Source organism: Anaerorhabdus sp. (assembly GCF_036637135.1).
Classification (GTDB): domain Bacteria; phylum Bacillota_I; class Bacilli_A; order Erysipelotrichales; family Erysipelotrichaceae; genus Anaerorhabdus.
In genome coordinates this window covers 1-7,754 of record NZ_JAVWNC010000079.1, presented here as the reverse complement: position 1 = coordinate 7,754, position 7,754 = coordinate 1, and the positions used below count along the sequence as shown (strand labels likewise).

Annotated in this window: 8 protein-coding genes, 1 tRNA gene and 1 other annotated feature; all 9 genes read left to right on the top strand. The window is 32.8% G+C overall.

What is annotated here, in order from left to right; translation table 11 throughout:
* Nucleotides 1-58: 58 nt before the first annotated feature.
* The 9 genes from RR643_RS10655 to argF all read left to right on the top strand — a co-directional run bounded on the left by RR643_RS10655 (nt 59) and on the right by argF (nt 7,617).
* A complete protein-coding gene (locus RR643_RS10655) occupies nt 59-1,519 on the top strand; it encodes an amino acid permease (RefSeq protein ID WP_332472332.1) in 1,461 nt (486 codons plus the stop codon).
* Nucleotides 1,509-1,763 (top strand): hypothetical protein, encoded by a 255-nt coding sequence (locus RR643_RS10650; protein WP_332472331.1) that lies wholly within the window; start codon nt 1,509-1,511, stop codon nt 1,761-1,763. The genes RR643_RS10655 and RR643_RS10650 overlap by 11 nt, the downstream gene beginning before the upstream one ends.
* A 45-nt stretch (nt 1,764-1,808) precedes the next feature.
* Nucleotides 1,809-2,017: a binding site (T-box leader), on the top strand.
* 84 nt (nt 2,018-2,101) lie between these two features.
* Nucleotides 2,102-2,178 (top strand) — tRNA-Arg (locus RR643_RS10645).
* 58 nt (nt 2,179-2,236) lie between these two features.
* Nucleotides 2,237-3,877: an arginine--tRNA ligase gene (argS, locus tag RR643_RS10640; protein ID WP_332472330.1), complete on the top strand. Its 1,641-nt coding sequence runs from the start codon at nt 2,237-2,239 to the stop codon at nt 3,875-3,877.
* Between the two features lie 124 nt (nt 3,878-4,001).
* Complete coding sequence (locus RR643_RS10635; RefSeq protein ID WP_332472329.1) at nt 4,002-4,202, top strand: helix-turn-helix transcriptional regulator; 201 nt, start codon at nt 4,002-4,004, stop codon at nt 4,200-4,202.
* Between the two features lies 1 nt (nt 4,203).
* A complete protein-coding gene (locus RR643_RS10630; protein ID WP_332483190.1) occupies nt 4,204-4,650 on the top strand; it encodes a hypothetical protein in 447 nt (148 codons plus the stop codon).
* Nucleotides 4,651-4,652: 2 nt separating this feature from the next.
* Nucleotides 4,653-4,976: a DUF3784 domain-containing protein gene (locus RR643_RS10625; protein WP_332472327.1), complete on the top strand. Its 324-nt coding sequence runs from the start codon at nt 4,653-4,655 to the stop codon at nt 4,974-4,976.
* 394 nt (nt 4,977-5,370) lie between these two features.
* Complete coding sequence (arcA, locus tag RR643_RS10620; protein WP_332472326.1) at nt 5,371-6,588, top strand: arginine deiminase; 1,218 nt, start codon at nt 5,371-5,373, stop codon at nt 6,586-6,588.
* Nucleotides 6,589-6,624: 36 nt separating this feature from the next.
* A complete protein-coding gene (gene argF, locus RR643_RS10615) occupies nt 6,625-7,617 on the top strand; it encodes an ornithine carbamoyltransferase (RefSeq protein WP_332483189.1) in 993 nt (330 codons plus the stop codon).
* The last annotated feature ends 137 nt before the right edge of the window (nt 7,618-7,754 follow it).

Genomic DNA, 7,754 nt, shown 5'->3' with positions numbered 1-7,754 from the left:
AAACCAATACTCAATGCTAGGATGAAATTATAGTTAACACTATGAAGGGACCTAGTTTATGACTAACAAAAAGAGTTTAACATTATTTGGTTTTTTTGCATTAACAGCATCAATGGTAATGACCGTATATGAATATCCAAGTTTTGCATCTTCTGGATTTTCTCTTGTCTTTTTTCTGATTATTGGAGGTTTCTTTTGGTTTTTACCAGTTGCTTTATGTGCAGCAGAAATGGCAACAGTCAAGGGATGGGATACTGGAGGCGTTTATACATGGTCTGGGCACTTATTAGGGGAGAAGTGGGGATTTGCTCATATCTTCTTCCAATGGTTTCAAGGCACTGTTGGATTTGTAACCATGATTTATTTCATCTTGAGTGCTTTATCGTATGTCTTTAACTTTGATACTTTAAATACAAACCCATTAATTAGGTTTATGGGGGTACTACTAATCTTTTGGACAATAACTTTTTCACAATTTAAGGGCACAAGTTTTAGTGCGAAAATATCACGATATGGTTTTATTATCGGGATCTTGATTCCAGCAGTATTCTTGTTTGGTTTAACGATTGCTTACTTCTTAACAGGAGGAACTAGTTTATTAACATTTGATTTAAAAACATTTATTCCTGATTTTAGCAAAGTGAATACCCTAGTTGTATTTGTATCATTTATCTTGGCATATGCAGGTATTGAAGCATCCGCAACACATGCGAATGAGATGAAAAATGTTAAGCGTGATTATCCAATTGCAGTATTGGTTCTTGTGGTTCTTGCGATTATTCTAAATACGATGGGTGGATTGTCTATAGGATCAGTTGTTCCTGCCGATAAATTAGGTTTATCAACAGGTGTATTACAAGGATTCAAGGGTTTACTTGCACATTTTGGACCCAACTTAGATTGGATAGTAAGAGTGATTGCCATCTTAATATCTATGGGTGTGTTAGCTGAAGCAACTGCTTGGGTTGTAGGTCCTTCTTGGGGGATGCAAGTTGCAGGTAAAACAGGCTTACTACCAAAAAATTTATCAAAAACAAACCAACATGGTGTACCAACACAATTTCTTATTCTTCAAGGGATCATTGTAACAATATGGGCAGCGATACTTACATTTGGTGGTAATGGCAACAACAATTTATCATTCTTTGCAAGTATGTCGTTAACAGTTATTATTTATTCAATTGCTTATATTATTTTCTTTATTGCTTATCTAGCTCTCGTATATAAACACGATGATATTGATCGTGCATTTCGTATCTCAAAATCAAAAGTAATTCAATATTTCTTCGGTTTATCAGGGTTACTTTTCTCTATTATAGTATTTCTAATTTCATTTATTCCACCTGCTCAACTTCAAGGAAGTAATGCTCCAAAAGAATACTTTATGATTCTCATTGTAAGTTTTATTTTAGTTATATTTGTTCCGTTTATCATTTATCATTTTATGCGTAAAAAAAATCCGTTACCTAATGGAGTCACTATGCCAAATTTAGAAGAGGAAGAAGAAAATGCAAAATAGAGTAATTAAAAAGGCAACGTGTTATAAGAAACAAGCATATGATTATTTTCCAATTCCAGGAGATTTACCTTTTCCAAATCAAGAGTATGATGTTCAATTTAAAACGGATACGGATGAAATCATTGACTGTACTTGTAGCATCTTTGAATATCAAGTTCTTGAAGAAGGTGATGAGGGAGAACTAGTATTGAATGGACATCAAATTATTCGTTTTGCGGATAAAATCAAAGAAATTACAGAGTAATGCCTAAAGCTATGGGTTGACAAAATTTTTGAATTTGATATGCTTACTGTGTCGATGAAAAAGAGTAGTAGTTCATAAGAAACTTATAGAGAGCTCAGATTGGTGAAAATGAGTAGTGAAATATGAATGAAACGAGCTTTGGAGATTTATCCGTATGATAGTAAGGATAGTGTATTCCTGCATTAAAGGAGAGAGGTTAGATAGTTTATCTATTTAGCAATTTGAGTGGTACCGCGGTTTATATCGTCTCTTCAGTAGAAGAGGCGTTTTTTATTTAAACTTTAGAATAGGTATTGCAAAAGAAAATTTTGTTTGTTAAGATGAATGAGCAAGTAAATGCGCCCATAGCTCAACTGGATAGAGCGTTTGACTACGGATCAAAAGGTTGCGGGTTCGATTCCTACTGGGCGCGCCATTAACAAACAAAGCTGATACAAACGTATCAGTTTTAATTTTATAAAGAGGAGATTTGTATGAATAAAATTGAATTAGAATTAACAAGTGCGATTAAAAATGTAGTCACTAACCTATATGGTGAAATTGACGATTCTTTAATTATGATTGAAATTCCAAAGGATAACACAAATGGGGATTATTCAACGAACATTGCAATGAGACTTGCAAAAGTTGCGAAGAAAGCACCAGCAATGATTGCTCAAGACATCGTTGCAGGTTTAAAAGAAACAGTTAAAGATGCAGATAAAATTGAAATAGCTGGTCCTGGGTTTATTAACTTTTGGATGAAGAAATCAGTTTTAGCTAGTATTATTAATGTTGTTTTAGACAAAGGCGAACATTATGGAGAAAACACAAGCGGTGATAACTTACCTATCTTAGTAGAGTATGTAAGTGCAAACCCTACTGGCGATCTTCACTTAGGGCATGCTCGTGGAGCTGCTTGGGGTGATTGTATTTGCCGTTTACTTAAAAAGAGTGGATATAACTGCTTACGTGAATACTATATCAATGATGCAGGAGCTCAAATGATCAACTTAGGTAAATCAGTATATGCTCGTTATGCAGAAGCATTCGGTGTTAAAGTAGATATTCCAGAAGACGGATATCAAGGACCTGATGTTGCTCAAATTGGTAAAGAACTAGCTGAAGAGTTAGGCGATGTATGGTTAAATCAAGAAGAAGGTCGCATTGAATTCTTCAAGGAAAAAGGTCGCGAAAAAGAACTTGAAAAAATTAAGAAAGATTTACAATATTATGGTTGCGAATTCGATTCATGGATTTCTGAACAATCACTTTATGACAATGGAAGTGTTGAAGAATGCATTGAAAAGATGAAAGATATGGGACTAACATTTGAAGAAGATGGAGCTCTATGGTTTAAATCAACGAAATGGGGAGACGATAAAGATCGTGTACTTCGTAAGAGTGATGGAACATTAACATACCTTACTCCAGATATTGCAAACCACATGGATAAATTTGATCGTGGCTATACAAAACTTGTTAACTTATGGGGTGCAGATCATCATGGATATATTCCACGTATGATTGCTGCTATTCAAGCAATGGGTTATGGACCAAATGATTTAGAAGTTGATATTATTCAAATGGTTCGTTTAGTTGACGACGGTCAAGAAGTTAAAATGAGTAAACGTACAGGTAATGCAATTACAATACGTGAACTTTGTGATGATATTAGTGTAGATGCAGCTCGTTATTTCTTCGTAAGTCGTGCTGTTGATACTCACTTAGACTTTGATTTAGGTTTAGCTCGTAAGAAAACAAATGAAAATCCTGTGTATTATGCACAATATGCACATGCTCGTATGTGTTCAATCTTACGTAATGCACCTGAATTTAAAGCAGAAGATAACTATGATTTATTAGTAAGCGAAAAAGAAGTAGACTTACTAAAATATATTGCGGAATTTACAAGTGTTGTTGCAGATGCTGCAGCTACTCGTTCTCCAAACAAGATTTGTAATTATGTTCAAAAACTTGCTGGATTCTTCCACAGTTTCTATGGGGCTCATAAAATTATTGATGAAACTCAACCTGAACTTACAAATCAACGTTTAGGATTGTTATTAGCTACTAAACAAACTTTAGCTAATGCATTAGACTTAATTGGAATAAGCGCACCTGAAAAGATGTAGGGGAAAAGCTGATATGAAAATATCAGCTTTTTATGTGCAAAGATATGTAAAGTGTACTTGACATATTACGTAAAAGAAGTAATAATATAAATGTAAAGTTAACTATACATTTTAAAGGGGAACTATGAAGACGAAAATTAAGGAATTGAGAAAAGAAAACAAATGTTCTCAAGAAGAACTGGCTTTAGCTGTAGGGACTACACGACAAACGATTATATCAATTGAATCTGAAAAATATACTTCCTCACTGCCACTTGCTTATAAAATCGCAAGATATTTTGGCAAAACAATAGAAGAGGTATTTGATCTAAAGGAGATAGATTAAAATGACAAATTTTGAAAATAAACTAAAGAAACGAATCAAAATACTTACAATAATAGGAATATGTGCAATGATTTTCGTATTAATTCCAGTTGTTTTTGTAGATCAGGAAACATTGCCAGAATGGTTAGCATTGGAATTTTGTTTTTTAACTGGATTAATTAGCGCCATGGAAATCATGTTTGGAGTATATATTGTTAAGACAAGAAAAGCATTAGGTAATCCCGATAAATTAAAACAACTATATGCTGAAGAACATGATGAAAGAAAACGTTATATTCGTGCTAAAGCAGGTCAACCTTTACTAATGATACTGAGTGGTTTGATTATATTTGCAGGTTTAATCCTTGCTCCATATGATGTTAACATCACTTATGTGTTAGTTATGGTTGCATTATTCCAAATGACAATTAGTGTTTTCTACAAATTATACCTTTTAAGGAAGATATAAAAATGAATGAACTAATACTTGGTGTCATGATTGTCATTGTTTTTCTTTTAGGATTGTATTTGCTAAGTGGAAAAGGAATATTTTTAATAGCTGGATTTAATATGTTACCTAAAGAGCAATTAATGAAGATTAATCAGGTGGGGTTATGCAAGTTCATGGGTAAAATTGTAGTTGGTATATCTATATCATTATTTTGTTTACTGTTAAGTACTTTATTGAATAATAACTATTATTTTAATGCAGGCTTAATTTTATTGGTAATTTTAGTTATTGTAGCCATAGTTTGGACCTCAATTATTTATCGTAAACCTCTAAGAAGTAAATAAATCTTTAATATTAAGGAAAAGTCAAAATTTTGGGCTTTTCTTTTTTTGTTGAATAATGACTGATTTGCTATATTTTGTTGTAAAAGTTTTTATTTTCATTTTAACCAATAAATCAAAAATCACTTGTGATTTAAATAATTTACATTACTGAAATCGCTTACAAATAAAGGGTTTGAGTCTTGTTTCATAACTTTTTTTCATGATTTCTTTCATAAAAATGTAAATTTTGAAAAACTAATTTTACAATAAAATATGTTTTTTTTGACCCACATCACGATTCAGATGGGGCTAGACTGTAATTATCAAGTAAGCGATTTCAATGATATCGATTGGACGTCCCATCATTGAAAAAGCCGAAGTAAAACACAAGAAAAAGAAAAGAAGGAGATTTGATATGGTAGCAATTCATGTAACAAGTGAAATTAAACCACTTAAAAAAGTTCTATTACATAGACCAGGGAAGGAATTATTGAATTTAACACCAGATACATTAGAAAGATTATTATTCGATGATATCCCATTCTTACCTGTAGCTCAAAAAGAGCACGACCGCTTTGCAGAAATTTTAAAAGAAAATGGTGTTGAAGTAGTTTATTTGGAAGACTTAATGGCTGAAACAATTGCTAGTAATCCTGAAATTCGTGAAAAATTCATTAAACAATACATCATTGAAGCAAACATTCACACTGAACGTTGGAAGAAAATCTTATTTAATTTCTTTGACTCAATTACTGATCCTAAAGAATTAGTTTTAAAAACAATGGAAGGATTGAACTTAAAAGAAGTTCATGTATCTCCTGAAAATTCATTAGTAGACCTTGTTTCTGAATCAGACAAATTAATTATCGATCCAATGCCAAACTTATACTTCACACGTGACCCATTTGCATCAGTTGGGGATGGAGTTACTTTAAATAAAATGTACTCTATTACAAGAAATCGTGAAACTATCTATGCTGAATACATCTTCGCTTATCATCCTGAATACAAAGGACAAGTCGAAAAATGGTATGACAGATATGATGAGTTCCATATTGAAGGTGGAGACGTTCTTAATATCAATGAACATACATTAGCAGTTGGTATTTCTCAACGTACATGTCCAGAAGCAATCGATGGATTAGCTCACCGCATCTTCAATAATCCAAAAAACAAAATTCAAAGAATCTTAGCAGTAAATATTCCTAACAATCGTGCAATGATGCATCTTGATACAGTATTTACTCAAATTGATGTTGATAAATTTACAGTTCATCCAGGTATTTATGGAGCATTACAAGTATTTGAAATTACTCCAAAAGATGGAGATATCCTTGTTAAAGAAATTAATGACAAGTTAGAAAATATTTTAGAAAAATACATTGGACGTAAAGTTACTTTAATTCCATGTGCTGGTGGTGACCGCATCGCTAGTGAACGTGAACAATGGAATGATGGATCGAATACATTATGTATCGCACCAGGAGTCATCATTGTTTATGATCGCAATGATGTTACAAACAAAATATTACGTGAACAAGGCTTAACAGTTCTTGAAATGCCAAGTGCCGAATTATCTAGAGGACGTGGTGGACCAAGATGTATGTCAATGCCACTTGTTCGTGAAGACTAAGCCAAACCAATAAAATAGAAGAAGGAGATTATTAATATGGCAGTTAACTTAAGAGGAAGAAATTTCCTAAAATTATTAGATTTCTCAAGTGAAGAAATCAGATATTTAATCGATTTATCAAAAGAATTAAAGAAAATGAAACTTGCAGGTATTCCTCACCGTTACCTTGAAGGAAAGAATATCGTATTGTTATTTGAAAAAACATCTACTCGTACTCGTTGTGCATTTGAAGTAGGTGGAATGGATTTAGGAATGGGTGTTACTTACCTTGATCCAGGTTCAAGCCAAATGGGTAAAAAAGAAAGTATCGCTGATACTGCAAGAGTTTTAGGTAGAATGTACGACGGTATTGAATACCGTGGTTATGCTCAAGAATTAGTTGAAGAACTTGCAAAATATGCTGGAGTACCAGTATGGAATGGTTTAACAACTGAATTTCATCCAACTCAAATGATAGCTGACATGTTAACAATCGAAGAAAAATTTGGACATCTAAAAGGAATCAACTTCACATTCTTTGGGGATGCTCGCAATAACATGGGTAATTCATTAATGGTTGCTTGTGCGAAGTTAGGTCTTAACTTCACAGCTTGTGCACCAAAAGAATTATGGCCAGAAGAATCATTAGTAGCTACTTGTAAAGAATTAGCTAAAGAACATGAATGTACAATTACTTTAACAGAAGATGTTAAAGAAGGTGCTACAAATGCTGATGTTATCTACACAGATATTTGGGTTTCTATGGGAGAACCAGATGATGTTTGGGATACAAGAATTAAACTATTAAGTAAATACCAAGTAAACAAAGATGTTATGGCAATGGCTAAACATGATGCTATCTTTATGCACTGCTTACCTAGCTTCCATGACACAAATACTACAATTGGATCAGAAATCGCTAAGAAATTTGGTCTAAAAGAAATGGAAGTTTCTGATGAAGTATTTGAATCAAAACAATCAGTAGTATTTGATGAAGCTGAAAACCGTATGCATACAATTAAAGCAGTTATGTATGCAACATTAAAATAATATCCTTCTATGTTTAGAAACTAGGGCTTAGACCCTAGTTCTAAGCATTGATATTTGGATAAAGAGAAAGGTAATTTATGAGTAAAAAAAGATTAGTAATTGCACTTGGAGGGAATGCATTAGGAAATTCTCCAGAA

Bases quoted from the DNA above. Each gene is read 5' to 3' on its own strand.
- argF (WP_332483189.1), top strand. From the start codon at position 6,625: ATGGCAGTTAACTTAAGAGGAAGAAATTTCCTAAAATTATTAGATTTC.
- argS (WP_332472330.1), top strand. From the start codon at position 2,237: ATGAATAAAATTGAATTAGAATTAACAAGTGCGATTAAAAATGTAGTC.
- RR643_RS10635 (WP_332472329.1), top strand. From the start codon at position 4,002: ATGAAGACGAAAATTAAGGAATTGAGAAAAGAAAACAAATGTTCTCAA.
- RR643_RS10655 (WP_332472332.1), top strand. From the start codon at position 59: ATGACTAACAAAAAGAGTTTAACATTATTTGGTTTTTTTGCATTAACA.
- RR643_RS10650 (WP_332472331.1), top strand. From the start codon at position 1,509: ATGCAAAATAGAGTAATTAAAAAGGCAACGTGTTATAAGAAACAAGCA.
- RR643_RS10625 (WP_332472327.1), top strand. From the start codon at position 4,653: ATGAATGAACTAATACTTGGTGTCATGATTGTCATTGTTTTTCTTTTA.
- arcA (WP_332472326.1), top strand. From the start codon at position 5,371: ATGGTAGCAATTCATGTAACAAGTGAAATTAAACCACTTAAAAAAGTT.
- RR643_RS10630 (WP_332483190.1), top strand. From the start codon at position 4,204: ATGACAAATTTTGAAAATAAACTAAAGAAACGAATCAAAATACTTACA.